The organism is Pseudoalteromonas sp. NSLLW218 (assembly GCF_015864775.1).
GTDB lineage: Bacteria > Pseudomonadota > Gammaproteobacteria > Enterobacterales > Alteromonadaceae > Pseudoalteromonas.
The window spans coordinates 1-19,922 of record NZ_JADYWO010000020.1; the positions used below are offsets into that span (position 1 = coordinate 1).

The 19,922-nt window shown below is 38.5% G+C and carries 21 protein-coding genes, 1 tRNA gene and 1 rRNA gene; 12 read left to right on the forward strand and 11 right to left on the reverse strand.

The genetic code is table 11. The annotated features are described in order from the left end of the window. Positions 1 to 201: 201 nt before the first annotated feature. From rrf to I6E80_RS19990, 9 genes are all read left to right on the forward strand, one after another. A 5S ribosomal RNA gene (rrf, locus tag I6E80_RS19950) occupies positions 202 to 316 on the forward strand. Positions 317 to 800: 484 nt separating this feature from the next. Beyond that, positions 801 to 1,733, forward strand: coding sequence for a CHAD domain-containing protein (locus tag I6E80_RS19955; RefSeq protein WP_165739667.1), 933 nt, complete (start codon positions 801 to 803; stop codon positions 1,731 to 1,733). Between the two features lie 26 nt (positions 1,734 to 1,759). Next, positions 1,760 to 2,659, forward strand: coding sequence for a DUF350 domain-containing protein (locus tag I6E80_RS19960; protein ID WP_024589503.1), 900 nt, complete (start codon positions 1,760 to 1,762; stop codon positions 2,657 to 2,659). A gap of 3 nt (positions 2,660 to 2,662) precedes the next feature. Next, positions 2,663 to 4,384, forward strand: coding sequence for a polyamine aminopropyltransferase (locus tag I6E80_RS19965; protein ID WP_197186292.1), 1,722 nt, complete (start codon positions 2,663 to 2,665; stop codon positions 4,382 to 4,384). A gap of 79 nt (positions 4,385 to 4,463) precedes the next feature. Then, a complete protein-coding gene (locus tag I6E80_RS19970; protein ID WP_004335098.1) occupies positions 4,464 to 4,877 on the forward strand; it encodes a YjfI family protein in 414 nt (137 codons plus the stop codon). 24 nt (positions 4,878 to 4,901) lie between these two features. Continuing rightward, complete coding sequence (locus I6E80_RS19975; protein WP_004335088.1) at positions 4,902 to 5,594, forward strand: PspA/IM30 family protein; 693 nt, start codon at positions 4,902 to 4,904, stop codon at positions 5,592 to 5,594. Between the two features lie 74 nt (positions 5,595 to 5,668). Then, a complete protein-coding gene (locus I6E80_RS19980; protein WP_197186293.1) occupies positions 5,669 to 6,307 on the forward strand; it encodes a hypothetical protein in 639 nt (212 codons plus the stop codon). Beyond that, a complete protein-coding gene (locus tag I6E80_RS19985; RefSeq protein WP_197186294.1) occupies positions 6,304 to 6,624 on the forward strand; it encodes a hypothetical protein in 321 nt (106 codons plus the stop codon). Before I6E80_RS19980 ends, I6E80_RS19985 begins: the two co-directional genes overlap by 4 nt. Positions 6,625 to 6,644: 20 nt before the next feature. Beyond that, positions 6,645 to 6,830, forward strand: a complete 186-nt coding sequence (locus I6E80_RS19990) for a hypothetical protein (protein ID WP_007579770.1) — start codon at positions 6,645 to 6,647, stop codon at positions 6,828 to 6,830. Between the two features lie 23 nt (positions 6,831 to 6,853). Here the strand turns inward: I6E80_RS19990 and I6E80_RS19995 are convergent, their stop codons facing one another. The 5 genes from I6E80_RS19995 to I6E80_RS20015 form a co-directional block, all read right to left on the reverse strand. After that, a complete protein-coding gene (locus I6E80_RS19995) occupies positions 6,854 to 7,255 on the reverse strand; it encodes a hypothetical protein (RefSeq protein WP_024599672.1) in 402 nt (133 codons plus the stop codon). 10 nt (positions 7,256 to 7,265) lie between these two features. Next, entirely contained in the window at positions 7,266 to 7,799 is a 534-nt protein-coding gene (locus I6E80_RS20000; RefSeq protein WP_197186295.1) for a hypothetical protein, read from the reverse strand. Between the two features lie 110 nt (positions 7,800 to 7,909). Next, complete coding sequence (locus I6E80_RS20005; RefSeq protein ID WP_170072804.1) at positions 7,910 to 9,286, reverse strand: aspartate ammonia-lyase; 1,377 nt, start codon at positions 9,284 to 9,286, stop codon at positions 7,910 to 7,912. An 11-nt stretch (positions 9,287 to 9,297) separates the two neighbouring features. Further along, positions 9,298 to 9,663 (reverse strand): hypothetical protein, encoded by a 366-nt coding sequence (locus I6E80_RS20010; RefSeq protein ID WP_231616833.1) that lies wholly within the window; start codon positions 9,661 to 9,663, stop codon positions 9,298 to 9,300. Between the two features lie 101 nt (positions 9,664 to 9,764). After that, the gene (locus I6E80_RS20015; RefSeq protein ID WP_010554833.1) at positions 9,765 to 9,950 is read right to left on the reverse strand and encodes a hypothetical protein; all 186 of its coding nucleotides are present in this window, start codon (positions 9,948 to 9,950) and stop codon (positions 9,765 to 9,767) included. Positions 9,951 to 10,150: 200 nt separating this feature from the next. On the opposite strand from I6E80_RS20015, the gene I6E80_RS20020 reads away from it, so the two are divergent. Then, positions 10,151 to 10,741 (forward strand): DUF938 domain-containing protein, encoded by a 591-nt coding sequence (locus tag I6E80_RS20020; RefSeq protein ID WP_197186296.1) that lies wholly within the window; start codon positions 10,151 to 10,153, stop codon positions 10,739 to 10,741. On the opposite strand, the gene I6E80_RS20025 is transcribed toward I6E80_RS20020, so the two are convergent. From I6E80_RS20025 to I6E80_RS20040, 4 genes are all read right to left on the reverse strand, one after another. After that, positions 10,718 to 11,857: a GNAT family N-acetyltransferase gene (locus tag I6E80_RS20025; protein WP_197186297.1), complete on the reverse strand. Its 1,140-nt coding sequence runs from the start codon at positions 11,855 to 11,857 to the stop codon at positions 10,718 to 10,720. The two genes, I6E80_RS20020 and I6E80_RS20025, sit on opposite strands and share 24 nt — an antisense overlap. A gap of 6 nt (positions 11,858 to 11,863) precedes the next feature. Then, complete coding sequence (locus tag I6E80_RS20030) at positions 11,864 to 13,252, reverse strand: carboxylesterase (protein ID WP_197186298.1); 1,389 nt, start codon at positions 13,250 to 13,252, stop codon at positions 11,864 to 11,866. Then, a complete protein-coding gene (locus I6E80_RS20035) occupies positions 13,245 to 15,962 on the reverse strand; it encodes an ATP-binding protein (RefSeq protein ID WP_197186299.1) in 2,718 nt (905 codons plus the stop codon). The genes I6E80_RS20030 and I6E80_RS20035 overlap by 8 nt, the downstream gene beginning before the upstream one ends. A gap of 72 nt (positions 15,963 to 16,034) precedes the next feature. Further along, entirely contained in the window at positions 16,035 to 16,490 is a 456-nt protein-coding gene (locus I6E80_RS20040; RefSeq protein ID WP_076925888.1) for an Lrp/AsnC family transcriptional regulator, read from the reverse strand. A gap of 135 nt (positions 16,491 to 16,625) precedes the next feature. Between I6E80_RS20040 and I6E80_RS20045 the strand changes: the two genes are divergently transcribed. Beyond that, positions 16,626 to 17,795 (forward strand): monodechloroaminopyrrolnitrin synthase PrnB family protein, encoded by a 1,170-nt coding sequence (locus I6E80_RS20045; protein WP_197186300.1) that lies wholly within the window; start codon positions 16,626 to 16,628, stop codon positions 17,793 to 17,795. 1 nt (position 17,796) lies between these two features. Further along, positions 17,797 to 18,921 carry an aminotransferase class V-fold PLP-dependent enzyme gene (locus I6E80_RS20050; RefSeq protein WP_170072798.1) on the forward strand — a complete coding sequence of 375 codons (1,125 nt, stop codon included), beginning with the start codon at positions 17,797 to 17,799 and terminating at the stop codon, positions 18,919 to 18,921. Here I6E80_RS20050 and I6E80_RS20055 read toward each other — a convergent pair. Both I6E80_RS20055 and I6E80_RS20060 read right to left on the reverse strand, forming a co-directional pair. Next, a complete protein-coding gene (locus tag I6E80_RS20055; protein ID WP_024599682.1) occupies positions 18,905 to 19,393 on the reverse strand; it encodes an RNA-binding protein in 489 nt (162 codons plus the stop codon). The genes I6E80_RS20050 and I6E80_RS20055 overlap by 17 nt on opposite strands. A 307-nt stretch (positions 19,394 to 19,700) precedes the next feature. Next, positions 19,701 to 19,793 (reverse strand) — tRNA-Ser (locus tag I6E80_RS20060). Between the last annotated feature and the right edge of the window lie 129 nt (positions 19,794 to 19,922).

Here is a 19,922-nt window from a genome sequence, read left to right on the forward strand (position 1 = left end):
AAGTGGTGTGAGCCATTAAGCTAACTTGTACTAATTACCCGTGAGGCTTAACCATACAACGCCAAACGCGTTTTATGCGACAGTTTAGACAGAAGTTAATATGACTAAAGTAGATATTACTTAAGAAAGACTTAAAAAATATTATCAGATATTTTCCAAATTCAGTTAGTGCGTAGCGATACGGATTAACGCCCAAATTTGCTTGGTGACAATAGCGTTTTGGACCCACCTGATTCCATGCCGAACTCAGTAGTGAAACGAAACAGCGCCGATGATAGTGTAGCATTTGCTATGTGAAAGTAGGACATTACCAGGCTTCAAATTCTAGAAAGCCCGATTCGAAAGAGTCGGGCTTTTTTACGTCTGCAGAAAAATAAAATGCGCGCAATTAATACCAACCTGCATAAATCTTTGATCAATTTAACGAATTAAATTGCACTATAACGTCCTTAAAAGTTTTTTATTTAGAACAACTAGATATAAAAATTTTTGCCTAGTTCTAGCGTAATTTTCTTAACGTTAAATAGACCCCATATATAAGCAGATTGGTATAACACTCACATCAACACCCATCACGTAGGGCGAGCGCAGCGACTCCCGACGCTAGAATCACCATAAGTGCGCACTTATAACACTTAAACTTCAATTCTAACCTCACGATATAGCTTCATATTTTCACTAAATTATACTCAGATCTCAGCGCTTCTCGTTTCTTCTCATTTTGTTGCAATTTCATTCTTGGTTTAATAAGTGACCTGTGTAAAACTAGCTAAGTTAATTTAGTAAATCAGGTGACATGAATGTCGAATATTAAAGCTTGGAAACTTATGAGTCTGTTTTGTTTGTTCGCAGTGCTTATGGGTTGTCAATCTAAAGAAGAGCAGCTACAACAAACAATTCAAGAGTCTATTAAAAAGGTAGATACGGAGCTGTCTCAGCTTGGTACTGCACTCGATAATGGAAGCGTACGCAATGCTGTATTACTTAAAGAATATGGCGAGCTTCTTAAAAAACAACAACCAGAGCTTACAAAAGTTGTTGATGTAATTACCCTTGATGCAACGCGCCAAGGCGCACTTTATAGTGGATTAACACAGCGACTTAAAGATATTAAAGGTACTTATTTAATTCCCCCTTATGAAGATACGCTACATAGTATTGATTTGTTGCGTGAAGCAGCCAAACCAACGCTATTCTCTGATGCGTTAACCGATCCTATCAATATGCTAGCTGATATGTCTAAAGGTGCTTTAGCACGTGTAGGTGCAATTAGTAAGCAAGCTGAAGGTGAGGGTGTTGGTAACCAAATGGTTGGTAATCCTAACTATGGTAATTGGCAATCAAATAGTAATGGTATTAGCTTTTGGCAATGGTACGGAATGTACCGTATTTTAGGCGATGTATTTGATCGTGTTGAATACGGAAGCTGGAGCAAACGCCGAAAGTATAGTTATTACAATGACTATGGCCGTTCACGTTATTCAAGCCCTAAACAAATTAAAACCCAAAGCGCTTTAGAAACACGTACGCGTCAAACATACCAACGCCAAGGTAAACAGTTTACAAGCCCTTATGCGAGTAAGAAAACAGGTGCATCAGGTTTAAGCCGCAGCAGTTATACGCCACCAAAAAGCCGCAGTAGTTATTCTCGTTCGAGCAGTTATAGCAATAGCTCTGGATCGGTGCGTGATAGTGGTAGCAGAACCTCTCGTGGCGTGAGCCGTGGTAAGTAAAAGAATAAAGTTGGAGTTAGAATAATATGTATGAATTTAATGGAATAACTATGTGGTCGCTGCAAGCGCTGGCGATTGATTTTGCAATTATTGTTTTATTATTTGTAAGCCTTAAATATATAAAAGGCTGGGTTTCAAACTTACATGCAAATGATGAAATAACAGAGCGTGATAACTTTGCCTTTGGTATTAGCTTTGCCGCTGGCTTGGTGGCGCTGGCGATTGTATTAACGGGTGTAAGTAGCGGAGCTTTTGCTGCAACACTGCAACAAGAAGCACTGCAAATGTTAGCTTATGGCGCATTAGCAATTGTACTTATTAAGTTGGGTCACTTTTTTCAAGATAAAGTAGCACTTCGTAAGGTAAGTCTGCACGACGAAATCGTTAAAGGTAACGTTACAGCTTCAATAATTGATTTTGGCCATGTTGTCAGTGTTGCTATCGTTATTCGCTCAGCTCTATTATGGGTGGCTACTGATGGCTGGCATGGTCTTCCAATTGTAATTGCCGCCTTTATTATAGGTAGCGTTGTATTACTACTTGTTAGCCAGTACCGAGTGCAATTATTTAAGCGTACAAATAAAAGTGGCGACTGCCTACAACAAGCAATTGTTGATGGTAACTTAGCTGTGGGTATTCGTTACGCTGGATTTTTAGTCGGTAGTGCATTAGCTATTACAGCAGCAACGGGTGTTGCACCTTACGCTGCTGATAATATTAATGCGAGTTTACTATACTGGGCTATTAGCGCTGTTGTGAGCCTTGTTGCATTTATTATTTTGCACTTAGTGACAATTAAAATAATTTTATCTGGTTGCGATATTTCCGATGAAGTTAATCGTCAAAAAAATGTAGGTGTAGCTACTATTTCTGCAGCAGTATCATTTGCTGTAGGTATCACTATGGCAACATTACTAGGCGCATAATCAGTGTCATCAACCACAACTAGCCCAAGTAAGTCTCGCTTACTTGGGCACGATATATTACTTATTACTGTTATGGCCGTGCTTGCTGGGTGCGGCCTTATTTATGAATACTTACTGTCTCATTATGCTGGCCGTGTACTTGGCTCAGTAGAGAGCGCTATTTACGCGATGATCGGTACTATGATTGTAGCAATGGGCTTAGGCGCTTTTTTAGCACGTTGGTTTAAAGATGCATTTACCGCTTTTGCTTGGCTAGAAAGCATTATTGCTTTAATTGGCATGGGCTGCATTTTAGCAATAGCGGGTGTAATAGCAGTTAGTTATTCTCTTCCTCATTTATTTTCGAGCATTTTTAATTTACCCCCTGATGTTGTACTTAATGGTTACGTATTTCAAAAGCTACAAGAGTGGTCACGTTTTCTACCTTATGTTTTTGGTTTAATACTGGGCTTATTTATTGGTATGGAAATACCGCTTATAGCGCGTATTCGTCAGCATGTTTATGGCCGTTTTTTAGAAAACAACGCAGGGACTATTTATGGTGCCGATTATATTGGTGCTGGTATTGGTGCAGCCATTTGGGTAACTATCATGCTATCAATGCCTATAATGCAAGCTGCAGCGTGGACGGCGTTATTTAATATCATTGCAGGGCTTGCCTTTTTATGGCGCTACCATGCTCATGTGCGCTTTGCTAAGGCACTTTTAGTTTGCCATATAGTGCTGTTGGCATTATTTGGCTTTATTTTAGTATTTGGTAGTAGCTGGATGAACAATCTAAGTAATGTTTTATACAAAGATAAAGTAATTTACTCACAAGCCACTAAATACCAACACGTAGTATTAACTGAGCGCTTAAGCAAAAACCAACCTCAGCCAATTACCGATTTATATTTAAATGGGCGTTTACAGTTCTCAAGTATTGATGAGCAAATATATCATTCAATGCTGGTTTACCCTGCAATGCTTGCCTCTAACAGACACGACCGTGTATTAATAATTGGTGGTGGTGACGGGCTTGCACTTAGAGATGTTTTAAAATGGCCTGTGAGTGAAGTAACGCTAATAGATTTAGACGCGCAACTACTCAATTTATTCGGTCATAAAGATGGTCACTTTACGCCGCCAGAGCACATCAATAAGCGATTACTACAGCTAAACAATAAATCGATGCATGACTCGCGAGCCAATATAATTGTGGGTGATGCATTTTTAGAAGTAGAAAGGCTACTTGACCAATCTAAGCAGTTCGACACTATTTTAATTGATTTACCTGACCCTAACCATCCTGATCTAAATAAAATGTACAGTGACTACTTTTATAATCATGTACGCCAGTTATTAGCACCCGATGGCGCAATGGCGGTTCAATCAACCTCACCTTATCACGCTAAAAAAGCGTTTTTAAGTATAGGCAAAACGGTTAAAGCTGCAGGGTTTGGGTATGTTGAGCAATATCAGCAAAACATACCTTCGTTTGGGCAGTGGGGCTGGACTATAGCCACTAAAATGGGGCAGTCGGCCAGTGGTCGAATTAATGATGCGACGGCTATGCCTGTGCCATCAAGGTGGATTAGTAAAGAATATTTATTGGCAAGTTTTGTATTTCCTAACCACTACTTTGAGAAAATTAAAAGTATTGAGGTCAATAGGTTAGGGTCTGGTCAGTTGTATGATTACTACCGAACTGCATGGCAAATAGAAAGCGAATTATATAAAAACTAATAAAACATGGTTGACATAATATGTCGACCATGAGAATCTTAACTCAGACATAATATGTCAAACGACAAAAGGCAGAGACATGGAATTAAATGAACTTTCAATAAAATTAGCTTCTTTTGAAACTGAAGGCGCTAACTTTGAGTCTTTCTTGATTGCCAACCCTGGCGAGCAAGATGTTTTACAAGTCATTGTTGATGGAAATGATGAACTTCCAATTTTTGTTACACAAACACAAGAGCAGCTTTTATGTATTAGCTACTTGTTTGACGAAGATGAAGTTAAGAGTGAATTACGCAACGAGTTAAACGAAACATTACTACGTTTAAACGTGCCAATTCCACTGAGTGCATTTGCTAAAATCGATAACAAATACGCGATTTTTGGTGCACTGTCGGTAAATTCATCATTAGATGACGTTACCCACGAACTAGTGACATTAGCCGATAACGCTATCGATGCACTAGAAGCCGTGACCTTGTATTTAAACGATTAATAGCTAGTTAGTGGAGTTAAGATTATGAGTATTTTAAAAAAATTATTTACAGCAGTACGTGGCGGCGCTCGTGAAGCAGGCGAAGCAATTGTAGACAAAAATGGCATCCGTATTTTTGAGCAAGAAATTGCAGATGCGCAAAATGCACTTCACCGTGCTAAAAAAAGCCTTACTGAAGTAATGGCTAAAGAAATGCAAACTAAGCGTAAAATTAGCGCTGTAGATGCATCAATCGCTGAACATGAAGCGTATGCAGGCCAAGCTCTTGAAAAGGGCAACGAAGCATTAGCATTAGAAATTGCAGAAAAAATTGGTGACTTTGAAGCTGAAAAAGCTGAAAACGAGCAAGTATTATCTGGTTTTAGCAATCACATTGTTGCGCTTAAGCAGCAAGTTAAAGATGCTGAAAAATCGATCAAAGAGAATCAGCGTCAGCTTACAATGGTTAAAACCACTGAAAGCGTACAGCAAGCAACAATGGCTGTTAACAGCACACTTAATACAAACAGCTCGTCTATGACATCGGCTCGTCAATCGCTTGAACGCATTAAACAGCGCCAACAAGATCGAAGTGACCAGCTTGGTGCTGCAAAGCAACTTGAGTCAGACGTAAATGGCGATGACTTAAAAGCAAAAATGGCTGAAGCAGGCATTGGCGACACAAGTCCAAAAAGCGCTGATATTTTAGCTCGTATTAAAGCGAAGCAAAATAGCTAACCATTACGTTTATACTTTAAAAAGGTAACCGAGTTTTTCTCAGTTACCTTTTTTGCTTAGAAGGCAGCCTTCCTATGTTTAATTTTTTCAAATCTAAAAAAGAGCCAGAACGTCAGCTTAATCATCCGAGCGAACTTAAAAAAGGCGACATGTTTAGCGTTATTGACTCATTTGCCTATCCTGCATGGTTAAAAGGTGAAACGTTACGTGTTACTGATATTCAGACTTACCAATATCAGCACAGTAGCGATACTGAATTTGTACTTGAGACAAATAGTGGCCAAGTTGTATTTTTACAAATTGAGCAAGATGACGGCGAAGAGTGGGCTAACTTTTCTATTAAAATTCAGCGAAACGAAGTTGAAGAAATATTTAGCCTTGATGAGTTTGCGCGTATTTTTGATGAAGAGTCGTTAACCCACATTACAGTGCAAAATACACCAGAGCGCTTTATGCAGTTTTTAGCTAAAAGCTATCAACAAAGCGAGTCGCCTTATGTGTGTTATTTCCATAATAAAGACTACCGCAATCAAACTTTGCCTCGTTATGAGCAAGAAGGTGGTGAGCCATGTGAAATGATTTGCTTAGCGTCAGATAACGAAGGTTTTGGTTTAAATATCGAAATTTGGGATGGTGGCGAAACCGAAGTATCGCTAACGCTCATGCGTCCAATGTCAGACATTGTAGACTTGTTTCCCGGAGATGCTAAGTGAGTGATGCTAACGACAAGTGGTTACGTCAGGAACAAGCTGTACGTGCCACGCAAATGGCATTTGATCTGAGCAGCGAAGTTCAAAAGCTGATAAAAAAACAAGCGATCGATCAAGAGTTAACTCCATCAGATATGATCCGAAAAATACTTGGCTTAGACGTAAAGTCTAAAAAAACGCGTCAACGTTTATCGTTTAATTTAAATGATGATGAAATAGCGCAACTAGCCAGTCGCTTTGATGTACAAAGTGATGACAAGCGAGCCGTAAAGCAACAAGTAGCTGATTTATTAATAGCTCACACTAAAAATAAAAAGTGAAATAATTTAATTAGGTTTTTATGAATATTATTTTAATTGCTTACTTAATTATTTTTGCGTTGTTTGGTACTGCGGCGAGTTATTTTGTTCGCTTTATTTATGCATATTGGGTGCTTAAAACAATGCCCATGAAATACATTATTAAAGCGGGTATTTGCGTGGTATTGGTGGTAGTAATTTCAGCGTTAATTCCATATTTAAGTTAACGCTGAAGTTAAGGTGGCCGTTTTTATTTTATATCAAACGACTGACACTGCTGATTAATACACAGCGATTGCACTTCAAGTACAGGAGAACAATCAGTTAAGCCTTGTGCTTTATTTTGTATGCTTTCTTGTTTTGTTATTTGTTGAGCAAGCTGTTCCGCTTCTTCTTGAGAGGTGTTTAGCGTTGAATAAACAGCATATTTACTCGGTCCGCCACAAGCACGTGCGCCGACTTCAAGGACTTTGCACTGAAAGCTAGCGGTGCAGCTATTATTACTCACCATGTTATTCAGATCATAGTTCAAGTCAGACAAGTTTTTACTTTGCTCATTTGACGTCACAGTGCTAGCACAACCACTTAGTAATAAAATGCTGCTAGCAATGCTTATAATTGACAGTTTAACTGTTGATGGTAAACAACTCATAACGTTATCCTTAAAATGCACTTACCGCTGAGCCTTCAAGTTTAACACATTTATTTTCAACACACTGCGTGCTTGGCGTTGTTAAATGCTGACAAATGCTCATCATCCCTTTTTGTGAATTATAACTACTTTCAAGCTTAGTAATTTTGTCGCTAAGGGCTGCTACTTGCTCCTCAGATGCTGCGTTTGTTGAGTACACAACAAAGCTGCTTGGCCCACCACATGCGCGACTACCTACTGCATTTACTCTACATTGAGTGCTTGTATCACACTGTTTATCTGCAATTAGTGTATTTAATTCGGTTTTAGCTGCTTTTATATCGTCTATTGAAACGTTTTTCAAATCAGCTTTTGGTATTTTTTCAGCAATCACACTATTTTTTTTATTTTCTTGTAATTGAGTGTTTTCTTCTAGCTTTTGTAGCTCTTGCTTTGGTGCTTCAGCTTCTGAGGTGATTGTTACTTGCTGTGTTTTAGCGGGTTCTTTATCCAAACATGCAGTTAAACACAGTGGTAAAAGTATGGCTAACAATGGGGTACGCATAAAAAACCTTGATAGTGATGAAATATTCATCACTATCATACACTGTGCATTTTTTACGGCAATAAAAACTATATTATCAAGTAATTAAAGACGTGAAAAATATTGTTCTGTTAAAGTCCGCCCTGCGTTAGTTTGGTAGGGTTGAGTAATTTTTCGAGTTCTTCGCGCGGTAGATCAGTTTCTTGTTCGGCTACATCAATAATAGGGCGGGCTTCTTTATAAGCCTGCTTTGCTATTTTTGCTGCTTTTTCATAACCGATCACCGGATTAAGCGCCGTTACCAAAATTGGATTTTTAGCGAGCGCTTTATCTATATTAGGCTGATTTACCTTAAAGCTGGCAATGGCTTTATCGCCCAATGCCTGCGCGCTATTGGCAAGTAATTCTATGCTTTGTAAAATATTATACGCAATGACTGGCAGCATCACATTCAGCTCAAAATTACCCGCCTGGCCGGCTACCGTAATAGTGGCGTCGTTACCTATTACTTGTGCACTTACCATTGCGGCTGCTTCAGGTATAACAGGATTTACTTTGCCAGGCATAATAGATGAACCTGGTTGAAGCGCTTCAAGCTCTATTTCACCTAAACCTGCAAGTGGGCCTGAGTTCATCCAGCGTAAGTCGTTCGCTATTTTCATTTGTGCGACAGCGAGTACTTTTAATTGCCCTGAAAGCGCGACGATGGCGTCTTGTGAGCCTATGTTATAAAAAAAGTTACTACTAGGCGTAAATCTAATGCCTACATTGGCACTCAGGTTTTCTGTAAATTTTGCTGCAAATTTAGGGTCTGCATTTATTCCTGTTCCAACGGCTGTACCGCCTTGTGCAAGCTCGCATACACGCTCTAAGCTATGTCTAATTCCTGCAGCGGCATGGTTAACTTGTGACTGCCATGCACTTAGAGTTTGATCAAACGTTACAGGCATTGCATCCATTAAATGCGTACGGCCCGTTTTAACTATATGGCCTACTTCAGCTTTTTTCTTTTCCAGGCTTTGCGATAAGTTTTCAAGCGAAGGAAGTAATTCATACACTACGTTTATTGCACTACTGAGTGCGATAGCAGTAGGAACTACATCGTTAGAACTTTGCCCCATGTTTACATCATCATTAGGGTGAATGCTTTCACTGCCTATCCGGCTAGCAAGCGTTGCAATAACTTCATTGGCATTCATATTTGAGCTTGTGCCCGAACCGGTTTGAAAAATATCAACGGGGAAATGCTCAATGTGCTCGCCATCAATAATACTTTGGCAAGCTTGCTCAATAGCATTGGCTTTAGCTTTGCTTAAATGCCCAAGCTCATAGTTACTTTGTGCTGCGGCTTGTTTTATATAAGCCAGTGCAGTTATAAATTGCTTCGGCATAGGTAAGCCACTAATGGCAAAATTATTAACCGCTCGCTGTGTTTGCGCTTGATAGAGTGCATCAGTAGGTACTTTTAGCTCGCCCATGCTGTCTGATTCTGTTCTAAAGTTGCTCATAAGTGTGCTCCTTAAAAAGGGTTGAATTCGTGACTAAGAATACGAGCTTCACGCTCAAGTATTAAAAATTGTGCAGTATTGTTATGCACTTTATAAAACCGTTTTAGTGCTAATAAAGGTTTGTATAACTGCTCTAAACATTGTTTACGAATAGCATTATGTATAAGAGGGTCGCACATTTTGTTTATAATTTCATGGTGTGTGCGTCTAAGGTAAAACTCTTGAAGCAAGGGGTTACGTTGTTGCTCAAATTTTTTGGCGACGTTAAGGGCGGTTTCTATGTAATCGGCAACGAGCATGGGTGCATGTAGGCCAGGTCTTAAGCAATGGCAAGAGAGTTCTTGATGGTAACGATGCTGGGCATAATTTGAAGACATAAAAAAACCGACTCAAGTTAACGATAATAGTTATCATTACATTTAATCGGTTTCAGTGTAAACAGTTATTATAAAAATTATTTGCGATACTAATTTGAGTTTTAATTGTAGCCAAGAATAAATATCTGATCTGTTTCATGTTTGGTCATCGCCTGTTGATTGTGTTTAGGGTGCGAAAGTAAATCGATTACTGTAGCTCTCATATCAACGGCGTAACTATGATCGTCGGTGGTTTTTTCGGTTATAGCAATAGCTGCGTCTACAGCTGTATAAGGGGGTATATGCATAATTTTATCCTTTGAAATTTAATATAAGTTAAACCCTTTAGTGGGTTAGTTATATAAAAGCATATTACGTACCAATCATAATGAATTAGCTCAACCATATGATAGTTATAGTGTTTAAAAATTATATTTTTTTCATCACGACAAAATAAGCTAAATTTGCTTTACTGTTGTGCATTAATCTACAATTTTGGTGCACAGTAATGACAAAGCCATTTTCACAAGCCTGTGAAAACAATAAAACCCCTATTTTAGAGCAATTAAGAGTTGTATTAAAAAATACTAAAACAGTACTCGAAGTTGGCTCAGGAACCGGCCAGCATAGTGTTTTTTTTGCAGAGCAATTACCACATTTACAGTGGCATACAAGTGATCGCGCTATAAACCACGAAGGGATTAACTTATGGCACCGTGAAGCTAATTTAACTAATTTACATGCACCACTTGAGCTTGATTTAAATAATGAATGGCCAGTAGATAAGGTTGACGCTATTTATACTGCAAACACATTTCATATTGTGAGTTGGCAATTAGTTGAACGTTTTTTTGACGGTGTTAAACGTCACTTAAATAGCGACGGTATGTTGTGTATTTATGGGCCATTCAAATTCCAAGGTGAATTTACCAGCCCAAGTAATGATGACTTTAGTGCTTTTTTAACAGAGCGCGATCCGTTAAGTGGAATAAGAGATTTTGAAGCAGTTGAACAACTAGCTAAGCAAGCAGGGCTTACGCTTATTAGCGATACAGCCATGCCTGCAAATAATCAGTTACTCGTTTTTAAACGGCAGTAATGAGCTACATTGCTCTTTATATATATCAATATGGCCGCGTTCACGCTTTAAGTAGTCGCTTATTGCATTACTAAAGTCGCCATCAACAATATGGTGAGCAGAGTAGGTAAGTACGGGTTCAAATCCGCGTGCTATTTTGTGCTCACCTTGTGCACCCGAATGAAAACAGTTGAGTTTATGCTTTATTGCAAACTCAATACCTTGGTAATAACACAATTCAAAGTGCAGCGAATCTACTTCCTCACTTGCTCCCCAGTAGCGCCCATAAAGCGTGTTTTTACCTACTAAACTAAGTGTTGCAGCAATCACGTTATCGTTTTTTTTGGCCAGCATAATAACGAGGCTATTAGCCATTAAGGCATGTAAAAGCGTAAAAAACTCCATATTTAAATAGCCCAAATGACCAGATCGCTTTAAGTAGGTACGCTGATAAAACTCACAAAACAATTGCATTATCTCGGGCGTAATTTGCGTTCCTTGGAGCCATTCAATATCAATATTCTGTTGCGCTATTTTAGCTCGCTCTTTTTTAAGGGATTTACGTTTGCGAGAGCTAAGTATTTGCAAAAAATCGTCAAAGGTTTCAAAACCTTTATTAAACCACTGAAATTGCACGCCTACTCTTAACATGGCGTGTTGCTCAGTTAATGATGTAGCTTGGGCTTGGTCGCAAAAGTTAACATGCCATCCCGACCACCCTTGCTCAGCACTGTGTATGTTTAGTTGCTCTGTAATGTATTGGTACACAACGTTAGGGTTAGCGTGTTCAATAGCAATACGCTTGCCTTCAATGGGGCTAAAGGGAATGCCAGATAGCCACTTGGGATAATATTCTAAACCATGTTTTTCGTATGCCTCAGCCCATGCCCAGTCAAATACATACTCGCCGTATGAATGACTTTTTAAATACCCGGGTGCAAGTGCAACGAGCGTATCATTTTCAAAAATAGCGAGGTGATGGGGCTGCCAACCGCTTTGTTGTGTTACGCATTGGCTTTGTTCAAGGGCATATAAAAAAGCATGTTGAGTAAATGGTTCATCACCAAATAAACGTTGCCACTGCGCCTGATCAATCTCATTAATACTGCTAAACCATTGGTGCGAAAACGTTCCCATGACTACTTACCTTGTAGGTGTTTTAAGCTGTTCTACGTTTTTAATAAACGTACTAATTTGTATTTTAAGCTCGGTAAAATGAGGATTATAAGTTAAGCGCTGTAAAGCCGGATAGTGTTTTAAGTTGGCGCTTGTACGCTCTCCTAGTTGTGGGTTTTTTGTTGTTTTACATGTTTTGTACAGGGACTCGTCGTTAATAAAGCTGCCACAATTACGATAAGTTGCGTTAATTCCATAATGTGGATTTTGCGGTGAGTTAACAACCGCAATATGCGATATACCATAAACTTTTTTACACTGAGACGTTGTGCATTGCGGGTTATTTACAGTGTAGTCACTAGCAAAGTCTGGCGGTAAAATATCAGTGCTTCCATAAAGTACTAAAGTATCGAGCGGCTTATATTTAATTGAATTACCTTTGTGTAATGCACTCAATAACGTTAGCGTGGCACGCGTATCTATCGTGGTATCAATATCGCTAAGTACACTAAAAATAGGTAATTTAAGTGGAGGGCGTTTGTTTAAGCTACTTATGCTTGCAAGTGACATTGCATCGTACGAAGCGGCAGCTGCATTTAAAGGAAATGATTCATACTTAGCAAAGTCTACATCGGCGTCTTTATCAATCCAATTAACAAAGGGTATGGCATCAATCCACTTTGCTATCCAGCCGTATTTATTGTGAGGTTCGGAGCCGGGCGAATAAAGCATAAGCGCTTTAATTTTAGGTGAAACAGTTTGCTTAGTTGCGTAATCAATAAGTAACGCTGCACCGGTAGAGTAACCTGCGAGTATCACCTCATTAAAGTCTTGCACCGAGCGTTCAATACCGTATTTTATTGCTTGTTGCCATTGGTTAACGTCTACATTGAGTAACGCACTTGCGGCGCTACCATGTCCTGGTAATAAAATAGTACGCACAGTATAGCCTTGCTGATAATACACTTGTGCTAAATCGTGATACGTAAAGGGGGAGTCAGTTAGCCCGTGGATTAGTAGTGCAACTTTATTACTGTTTGGATGCGTGAGCTCAAAGGGAGCAATAATATCTGTAATAGTAGGCTTAGGTTTTCGCTTACCTTGTGTTACTAATTGCTGATACGTTTGTGTAATAATAGGGCATGGCATATTTGAACGTGGATTGGCTTTATTTATATGTTTATATGCAAAATCTAAGTAATCGTTAAATGGTAAAAGGGCATGGTAATTAAAGCGCTGGTGGTTGTGCTCATTTTCAAAGCGTAATAAGCCTTGTTGCTTACTTTTTGTTATAAATTTAAAGTCGCTCGCCTGCGATATACAGTTTTGAGCGACGGTAATATGCGAAAAAATACTTAAAACAAAACCAAAAGCTACTCTTAAAACTATTCTTAAAATTAAATCACTATTATTCATTAACTACTGCATATTGGGCAAGACACTCAGTTAGCTTAATGAGTTCAAGCGGTTTTGCAAGATGTTGGTTAAATCCAACGGCTTGTGCATGTGCTTTATCCTCTGGCATAACGTCGGCAGTTAAAGCAATAATTGGGAGTTCTTGTTCGGTTTTAAACTGGCGGATTAGGGCCGTTGCCCTATAGCCATCCATTACAGGCATTTGGCAATCCATAAGCACTAAGTCAAAATGCTGCTTTTTAACTATATCAACGGCCAGTTCGCCATTTTCTACTATATACGGCACAATCCCCAGCGAGCCAAGCATCGCTTTAATAACCATTTGATTCACTGGGTTGTCTTCTGCGACCAAAATGTCTAGCGAAGTAATATTAGTATTATCAAATGTAATAACATGTTCTTTTTTAGGCTCTGTTGTTTCTAATTGCATTGAAAATGTAAACGTAGAGCCTTTATCTATTTCACTTTCAAGTGCTATTTCTCCCCCCATTAATTGGCTTAGCTCTTTTGCTATTGTTAAGCCCAGCCCTGTACCACCAAATTGCCTAGAGGTAGAGCTATCAGCTTGGGTAAATGCATTAAATAATTTTTTATGTTGGCTTGGCTTTATACCTATTCCGGTATCCTTAATGGTTATAACAAGCTGTACTTTATTGGCGGCAGTAAACTCTGTTTCTATGTTTAAAGTAACGCTGCCTTGGCTTGTAAATTTAATCGCGTTACTACATAAATTAAGTAATATCTGCTCAATTCGCATAGGATCACCAATAAACCAGGTATCTAAAGGTAGCTTTGAGTTAACTTGCCATTTAATACCTTTGTTAACAGCGCTTTGTTCAAACATATTGTTTATGCGTGTTATTAAAGCACCTAAGTCGAATGCAATAGATTCAATAACTAACTTTTGGGATTCTATTTTTGATATATCAAGAATGTCATTAATTAAGTTTAATAAACTTTTAGATGATGAGTTTATTTTATCTAAATAGCCAATGAGTGTACTTGCAGTGTCTGTTTCGCGAGCAAGTGAAGAAAAACCAATAACGGCATTGAGCGGTGTTCGTATTTCGTGGCTCATATTAGCTAAAAATTGGCTTTTAGCTTGATTAGCTAAATCGGACTGCTGTTTTGCTTGTGCGAGTGAGTGTGTACGCTCTGCAACTTGACGTGTAAGCGCTATTTGTTGCTGATTAAACAGTAGTAAAACCATTAAAATTAAAGAACATACGGCAACTTGAAGTATGAGTAATAATAAAGTTAGCTGACTGTTATGTTGTGTTAAAAAGCTTTCTTTAAGGGATAGTTTTACAATCCATTTTTGCCCTGCAAAGTCCACGTCAAACGACATTAAACGGCTGCCTTTGGCTTGCTGAACATCTTGAGAGTAATTACTATAAAACGGCGGTGTGTTTGTATCTTCATATATACCAATCGAAAACATATCAGACTGCTGTTTAGTAATAGCTTGTTCAATAATACTTCGTACTAAAAATACACCTGTGGCATAGCCTTTAATTGTTTCTTTATCGTTACTTTGAGAATACACAGGAGCAAATAATAAATAAGCTGGCTTAGGCTGTTTGGTCTGTACTAGTTGAATTATCTTAGTCCCTACGGGCATATATTTTATAGCAGGGTTAAGCAGGGAATTTTTTCGATCAGGGTTTGAAAATACATTAAAGCCAATAGCTTTTTGATTACCATTAAAAGGAGCTATGTATTTTACTATAACAAGGGGATCGCTAATTTCAAGAGGCTCACCTACTACATCAACATCTAAATGGTAAATGTTTGATATCTCTTGAGCAAAGACGTCTCGTTGATCTTGAGGTATTTTTGCATTCCACGATAAAGCGTGAATAAACGCATGCTGGGTTAGTAATTGGCTAGCATAAGAATAAAAATCTTGTTGGCTTAATGTTGAAGATGATTGAACCTGACTTGCTAGGCTCTGCACTGCAATAATACTGCGATTTGTATATCTATAAAGGCTATTTTCTATAACGTGTACTTCACGTTCGGCGATTTTAATTGTGCTTATACGGTTTTCTTGATCGTATAGCTGTGTTGTAACCGCAACCGACACAAATAAAATAGAACATACTGCAATTGTTGGAAACGCCGATATATTATGTTGGTTAGACTTTTGTGGTAATAAAGAAAGTAAAAACGGAGTTGCAATTATTACTCCTAATGTATCGCCAAGCCACCAGTAAATAACATTCTTCCAATGATTATCAATACTGTAAACTGAGTTAAATTGACTAAGAGCGAACACGCCAAAGTTAGCCGAAATTAAACTGACTAATATGGCTATGACGAGAATAAAGTAAATTATGTTTTTACGCTTTTTAAAGCGTAGTGGGTGGCCAAGCCAAAATTTTAGTAAAGCAGCGCCCACCATTGCCTGTATAACCACACCAAAGGCGATATACATTGCCTCGTTAAATGAGTTACCGACAAGGACTAGCTCATGAGCTGAACTATCAAAAATATTTAAATTAAATGCAATTGCAGCTACAAATAAAGGCGGGATAAAGCGCCACCACCAAATATAACAACCGACCAAAGCTATACCAGCAGGTAACCAAATTGGAATTATTTGCGAATTAAAAGCAAGTTTAGTGAGTGCTATACCCACTAAAAAATATGCTAAAGCAAACATGATGTAAAAAATAATAGAATGATTTTTAGAGTTAAAATTTTTCACATAAGGTCCAAGCAATTATTATTATCGTTTTGAAATATCAGTATAGCTAACAGTAAGTTATTTGGGTTATTTTTATAATGGTAACTGTTTTTTGCTAAATGATTGTTTAAGCACAACTGTTGATTCTATATTTGCGATACAACTTAAGCCACCTAGTTGATGTTTTACAAACGTTTCGTAGCTCTCAAGATCATGGGCAATTATTTTTAATAAATAATCATAGCTCCCTGATATTACACAACACTCTAATACATGTGGTAATTTTTCTACATGTTGCTCAAATTGCTCTGCAGCACTTACCGAGTTTTGGCTTAATCGCACAAACGCATATACCAACACATTAAGGTTAAGTGCTTTAGGGTTTATGGCGGCGTGGTAGCCGGTAATAATGTTTTCTTGCTCTAACTTTTTTATACGTCTTAGGCAAGGTGTATCCGATAGGTTAATACTACTGGCCAAGTCTGAAACCGACATACGAGCTTGGCTTTGCAGTGCAACGAGTAATTGCTGATCTTTTTTATCTAACATAGTTGTCGGCTTTTATTAATTATTTTTATATTTGTAGTGATTATTGCTAAGTATTGCAGTTTTTACTAATTTTTTGGCGTTTTACCCTCATTGAACTCTGTTAGCATTTAACTATAAAAATAATAGAGCACAACAATGAACACACATACCGCTATTTTCGATCACTGGATACGAACAGAGTTTGTCACTTTAAATAGTGAATTAGAGCAGATTTATTGGCAGCAAACCGATAAAGCAAATGTAGAAGGGGTAGGCGAGGCCTTAAAGCAACAATTAGAAAAAAAAGGCAACGCATTAATTAGCAATTTATTAGCCGAGGGCAACACAGATCAAGGCTTTGATAGCGCTTTTGACTTACTCGGTAACGTAGGATTGTTTATGGCAGCGTGTAGGCGCCATGAAATTACTGAGCCAAGCAGAGAAACAACCTCTCCACTAATAGAAGCCTCAGCGCTTGCTATGCATATTGGTGCATCAATTGGCGTAACCCCTCGTTTTGCTACCGCCCATTTAACTACTCATAACAAAGCACTTAACGGTATTTATAAACGATTTACTAATTTACCCGATGAAAAGCTATTTATTGATTACAACACCCAAGGTATTTTGGCCTATAAACGAGCAAGTGATGCTTTATTAAAAATACTGCCGTTAGGCATTTCACACCCCTTGTGTGGTGAGTTATTAAAAGTAGCTAAACAAGCGCTTATAGATGTTATTGAATCAAATAATGCACTTTATTCTGAGCTTGATACAGATCGCTTTTTTAACTGCGTTCGCCCTTATTATAAACCGTATCGTGTAGGTAAAGAGGTTTACAGAGGTGCAAATGCTGGTGACTTTGCAGGTATTAACGTGATTGATATGTTACTAGGCCTTTGTAGCGCAAACGAGCCTAGTTACTCGCAAATGCTGGTGGATAAGTTTTTATATATGATGCCAGAGGATCAGCAAATACTACGAGAAGCCATGCGTATGCAAAGCTTTATGGATGACTTTTTACAAGCAGAGCAATATAAAAATACAGGTTGGTTTAAAAACCACGCAAATTTATTTATCCAAGTGTGTAAATTACATGGTGACACCGCGGTCGGTCATCATAATCAACTGGTTGAAAAGTTTATTGCTCAGCCTTCAAAAAATATGCAACAGCAGTATATGAGTAAGGTAACAGCAAGTGGTCCGCCGCTTCATGTATTGCTTGATTCGCTCGAAAAACTAAGAGATAGGCGAGCCAGCGCAAAACGCGACGATATAAAAACACGTTTTGACGATCTAAATACACTTAAAAAATGGATTAAATAGCATGCTTAAAAACGATTTTTGTATGGCCGATGGCTGTTATTTATTAAACCACTCGGTAGGGCGTCCTCTTAAAAATACACAGCAATATTTAGCACAGCACTATTTTTTACCATGGGAGAGCTCAAGTAAAGAACCTTGGCAGCAATGGCTTCCCGCAGTTGAGCAATTTACTAGCGCACTTAGTAAGTTATTTAATGCGCCTAGTTCGCAGTTTTGTCCTCAAGTTAATTTATCAAGTGGCTTAACAAAGTTGCTTATGTCGCACCCTCGATTACAGCAAAAAAATTGTAAAGTGCTTATGGCGCAAAGTGATTTTCCGAGCATGGGTTTTGCAATGCAAAAAGCATTACCAGAGTGCGCACAAATTATGTTTATACCAGAGCACGAAAACCTAACTGATATTAATGTTTGGCAGCGCTATATAACTTGCGATATCGACTTGGTTTTTATAAGCCATGTGTATTCAAATACAGGTGTACAGGCGCCTGTATACGATATTGTAGCTATAAGTAAATTAACCAATAGTTTATCAATAGTTGATGTTGCTCAGTCAGCGGGTGTTATACCGCTTGATTTAAGCGTACTTGATGCTGACTTTATGATTGGCTCGAGCGTTAAATGGCTATGTGGTGGTCCAGGTGCAGCTTATTTATGGGTTAACAAAAACCAAATAGAGTATTGTAAGCCTAAAGATGTGGGTTGGTTTTCGCATCAAAATCCATTTGAGTTCGATATTAACCACTTTGAATATAGCGCCAGTGCGCTCAAGTTTTGGGGTGGCACCCCTTCTGTAGCGCCTTATATTATTGCCGCAAATAGCATTGCTTACTTTGCAGAGCTAACCGCTCACAAGGTAAGAGATCATAATTTAGCTATGCTTACGCTTATTCATGAGCAACTAGGCAAATATGTTGTATCGCCTATGAGTGATGATAAGTGCAGTGGGACTGTGATTTTGTTTTTTAACAAGCAGCAAGACCATGTACTTACAGCGCTTAATAAAGCGAAAATCAGTGTAGATGCTCGTAAATTTGGGATACGAGTATCGCCACATATTTATAATACTCAAGAAGACGTTGAGCAGTTTATTTCGATAGTAAAACGAGCGCTTAAGGGTTTTGGCTAAGCTGCTGCTTTCTTTGTTTTAATGACTCTATTTTTTGCTGCGTTTGATTAATTGATGCGTCGTAAGCTTGTTTTAACGAATTTGTTTTAGTTGCGATAGCATCAGCAATAGACGAAGCGCCTAAACGATTGGCTTTATCTTGAGTCATGTAATCTATCTGCTGTTTTTTAGCTGCGTATTCTTTTTGGCTTTGTGCAATCGATAGCTCAAGGCGCTTTATTTCACGCTCTATTTGTTGAACTTCTAAGAAGTCATCCACAGAGGTGTCGGTAATACCTTTACCGGGCGTAGAGCTTTTGTATGCTTCAATTACGTTTATATCTTTAAGAGTAATAACTTGTGCATCTTTAGCGCAAGGCGTTTGGCTAAAGGTAGGAACGCCCTTAATTACACACTTATACACTGTTGTACTTTGTGCCAAGGTAAAAAATGGTGCTGCCGCGCAAACTGATAGCAATATGAACCGGATCATAGCTAAACCTAAAGTGGCTAAAGTTGTGTTAATAATGCCCTAAGTTATTACTAGGCACAATTTGTTTAGTTTTTATAATTTTTAGGCACAAAAAAACTACAATTAAGTGGTTTACATTAAGTATGGTCCAGAGGAAGGGATAGACTTGCTTACATTCATGTAATCAATCGCTGCGCGACGCTTGCAGCGGCCCAAAATGTTCCAGGCATTTTGTCGAACCCTGTCGAGGGTTCTCCCCCTCCCAATTTAGTATAGGTGTTAAATTTTAGGCACAAAAAAACCACAATTAAGTGGTTTAAATTAAGTATGGTGGAGAGGGAGGGATTCGAACCCTCGATAGAGCTACAAACTCTATACTCCCTTAGCAGGGGAGCTCCTTCGGCCACTCGGACACCTCTCCAACGCATAACCGTTTGTATTGATGGACGTAAAAAAAGCCACCAATTAAAATATGGTGGAGAGATAGGGATTTGAACCCTAGATGGGCTATAAACCCATGCCGGTTTTCAAGACCGGTGCATTCGACCAC

Bases quoted from the DNA above. Each gene is read 5' to 3' on its own strand.
- I6E80_RS19980 (WP_197186293.1), top strand. From the start codon at position 5,669: ATGTTTAATTTTTTCAAATCTAAAAAAGAGCCAGAACGTCAGCTTAAT.
- I6E80_RS19960 (WP_024589503.1), top strand. From the start codon at position 1,760: ATGTATGAATTTAATGGAATAACTATGTGGTCGCTGCAAGCGCTGGCG.
- I6E80_RS20010 (WP_231616833.1), bottom strand. From the start codon at position 9,663: ATGTCTTCAAATTATGCCCAGCATCGTTACCATCAAGAACTCTCTTGC.
- I6E80_RS20020 (WP_197186296.1), top strand. From the start codon at position 10,151: ATGACAAAGCCATTTTCACAAGCCTGTGAAAACAATAAAACCCCTATT.
- I6E80_RS19975 (WP_004335088.1), top strand. From the start codon at position 4,902: ATGAGTATTTTAAAAAAATTATTTACAGCAGTACGTGGCGGCGCTCGT.
- I6E80_RS20055 (WP_024599682.1), bottom strand. From the start codon at position 19,393: ATGATCCGGTTCATATTGCTATCAGTTTGCGCGGCAGCACCATTTTTT.
- I6E80_RS20040 (WP_076925888.1), bottom strand. From the start codon at position 16,490: ATGTTAGATAAAAAAGATCAGCAATTACTCGTTGCACTGCAAAGCCAA.
- I6E80_RS20000 (WP_197186295.1), bottom strand. From the start codon at position 7,799: ATGCGTACCCCATTGTTAGCCATACTTTTACCACTGTGTTTAACTGCA.
- I6E80_RS20030 (WP_197186298.1), bottom strand. From the start codon at position 13,252: ATGAATAATAGTGATTTAATTTTAAGAATAGTTTTAAGAGTAGCTTTT.
- I6E80_RS19990 (WP_007579770.1), top strand. From the start codon at position 6,645: ATGAATATTATTTTAATTGCTTACTTAATTATTTTTGCGTTGTTTGGT.
- I6E80_RS20005 (WP_170072804.1), bottom strand. From the start codon at position 9,286: ATGAGCAACTTTAGAACAGAATCAGACAGCATGGGCGAGCTAAAAGTA.
- I6E80_RS19955 (WP_165739667.1), top strand. From the start codon at position 801: ATGTCGAATATTAAAGCTTGGAAACTTATGAGTCTGTTTTGTTTGTTC.
- I6E80_RS20015 (WP_010554833.1), bottom strand. From the start codon at position 9,950: ATGCATATACCCCCTTATACAGCTGTAGACGCAGCTATTGCTATAACC.
- I6E80_RS19970 (WP_004335098.1), top strand. From the start codon at position 4,464: ATGGAATTAAATGAACTTTCAATAAAATTAGCTTCTTTTGAAACTGAA.
- I6E80_RS20050 (WP_170072798.1), top strand. From the start codon at position 17,797: ATGCTTAAAAACGATTTTTGTATGGCCGATGGCTGTTATTTATTAAAC.
- I6E80_RS20045 (WP_197186300.1), top strand. From the start codon at position 16,626: ATGAACACACATACCGCTATTTTCGATCACTGGATACGAACAGAGTTT.
- I6E80_RS20025 (WP_197186297.1), bottom strand. From the start codon at position 11,857: ATGGGAACGTTTTCGCACCAATGGTTTAGCAGTATTAATGAGATTGAT.
- I6E80_RS19995 (WP_024599672.1), bottom strand. From the start codon at position 7,255: ATGAGTTGTTTACCATCAACAGTTAAACTGTCAATTATAAGCATTGCT.